This window comes from Lentilactobacillus sp. TOM.63 (genome assembly GCF_030361045.1).
GTDB lineage: Bacteria > Bacillota > Bacilli > Lactobacillales > Lactobacillaceae > Lentilactobacillus > Lentilactobacillus dabitei.
In genome coordinates, this window is record NZ_JAUCAP010000142.1 from 1 (window position 1) to 2679 (window position 2679).

The window sequence follows — 2679 nt, forward strand, 5'->3', positions numbered from 1 at the left end:
AAATGCAAAATACCCATCAAACGCGTGAAACATGTGTTTGATGGGTATTTTGTGTATTTTTATGAATAAATCAGGATAAAGAATCTTCAGGGGAGGATTAAATGAGAATTGAGCAGTCACCAGAATTTCAAATTCATTTACAGAACCTAAAAAATAAAGACCCATTGTTTTTGGAGACCATTTATAACGTCGGCAATGGGCATATTGGTGTCCGGGATTCAAATCCGCTTCAAGGGAACAATCCTGATTACATTGGCTCACCAGGCTTGTTCATCAATGGTTTCTTTGATTACAGTGCCGTTTCATACGGTGAAAAGTATAGTGGTTACCCAGACAATGATCAGGTTATCAACCGGTTATTTGATCCCCGGTTTATTCGTATCAAGGTAGAGGACGAAGACTCTGCCACCGATCATTTCCAAGTCGAAAATATTGATAAAAATTTGGACATGCAGACGGGCCTGGTTCACGAGATGTTTAGCGTAACGACTCCAGAGAACCGTAATTTTAATCTCGTCATTGAGAGTTTTGCAAGCCTAAGTAAACAAAATGTCTATGGGATTAAATACTCAATTATCCCGACGAACTTCGAAGGGGACATTGAAGTCATCAAAATGCACGATTATATTAATCAGGCTACTCATCAGCAATCCGAAGACGTTCGAGTGAATCAGGATGTTGGCCAAATGCAGCTGGATTTCATTCCCGATTATGGCCAGCCGAGTTATTTAGTCACCACTTTTAGAAGTCAGCAGGGAATCATTTTGACATATCAAGCGGGTGAAGCTACCAATGCAAATCCTAAAATTGCGTATTTTGAGGACGAAAATCACCATTACGGGTATCGTAGTCGTTATCATGCCAAGCCAGGAAGCCAAAAAGAATTTGAATTTCTGTTTTCGATCGGCAATATTCATCCCTTAGTCAATGCCAGAATGTATGCAGACCAATACCTCGCATCCCTAGATAATTTTATCCGTAACACGTCATTTAACGCTGAATTGATGGCGTCCGCCCAAGTCTGGCAGACGTTTTGGCTTCATAGTGATGTCAAAATTGACGGGGATCCGGTCATTCAGTCCTGCATCCGGTTTAATTTGTTCGAATTGAACCAGTCGGCAGGTCGAGATGAACTCACCAGTATTCCGGCCAAAGGGCTTACTGGAAATGGCTATGGCGGTCAATTCTTCTGGGATACAGAAATATTCATGCTACCGTTTTTTATCTATACCGAACCCACGATTGCCAAGAAGCTCTTGATGTATCGTTACCATACGCTGCAAATGGCTAAGGAGCAGGCTAGCGACTTTGGCCTTGATAAAGGGGCAATGTATGCCTGGCGGACGATTAATGGGTACGAAGCAAGTGCCTATTGGTTAGCAGGAATGGCCCAGTTCCATATTAATGCTGACATTGCATTTGCCATCGAACAATACTACACGATTACCAACGATGAAGACTTTTTGAAAAATTACGGCTTTGAAATCATTTTGGAAACCGCCCGCTTTTGGATGCAATATGGCAACTTTGCTGAAGTTGATGGTGAACGCCACTTTGTGATTAACCGGGTCACCGGGCCAGATGAATACAGTGCGTTGGTAGATAATAATTATTATACAAACGTTTTGGCCCAGTTTAATCTCCGCTTAGCTGTGAAATACGCGGATAAATTTAGTGATACCGATATTCCGGTTCAACTCAATGTGACGGGTGAAGAGATTGAAGAAATGCAGGAAGCTGCGGACTTGATGTATTTACCTTATGACAAAGAGAAAAATGTCAAGTTACAATTCCAAAATTTTGAGCAGCTACCGAAAATGGACATTGCCAGCATTGACCAAAGCATGTTTCCCTTGCTGCTGCACTATCATCCGTTGATGCTGTATCGTTCACAGGTCAATAAGCAAGCTGACACGATTATGGTTGATTATATGTTTCCACTTGGCAATACCAAGGCACAATTAAAGGCAGATTATGATTTTTACGAGCCGATCACGACTCACGATTCAAGCCTGTCCAAAGCAATTTATTCAATTGTCGCTGCCAGAATTGACCGCGATCAACAGGCTTACGATTTTTTTGCCCAAGCAGTTAAAACCGATCTGGTTGACTTGCATCATAACACGAAAAATGGCATTCATGCCGGTAGTTTAGGGGCCGCTTGGTCTGGAATTGTGTATGGATTTGCTGGCATCGTGAATAACGCTGATCATTTTTCGTTGGAGCCCCATTTACCTGAGGTCTGGAATTGCATCAAATTTAGGCTGCGGTTGCATCACAATGAGTTGTTGTTCACAATCTACCAAGATCAAGTCGAAGTTGAGTTGATGAGTGGTAAGGGGATGGCGCTGTCAGTTTACAATAAGAAGATTAAAGTGACGCCGGAGGATCCGAAGGAAGTGGCACCGCATTAAATAATTGCTTGGGCAATTGATGTGAAATGTGCCGTAGAAGGCGCCTTCTGTTATTCGGGTTCTATGTAAATAATCAAAGGCTGTGTGGGCTCTTGGGCATCATGGTTGAAACGTGGTCTGAAAAGCAGCTTCCTGCCATATAAGTCACAATTCCAAACATTCAAAATCAGAATGTCTGGAATTGTGACTTATATTGGCTCTTCGTCAACTGTTGTTGGTGAAACTAAATTCGAGTTCTAATCACTTTGTGATTAGGGCTCTTTTT

General features: G+C 42.1%; 1 protein-coding gene. It reads left to right on the forward strand.

Annotated features, from left to right (window positions below; translation table 11 throughout):
• Positions 1 to 101: 101 nt before the first annotated feature.
• On the forward strand, positions 102 to 2414 hold the full coding sequence (locus tag QUF07_RS13630) for a glycoside hydrolase family 65 protein (RefSeq protein WP_289427982.1): 2313 nt from the start codon (positions 102 to 104) through the stop codon (positions 2412 to 2414).
• The last annotated feature ends 265 nt before the right edge of the window (positions 2415 to 2679 follow it).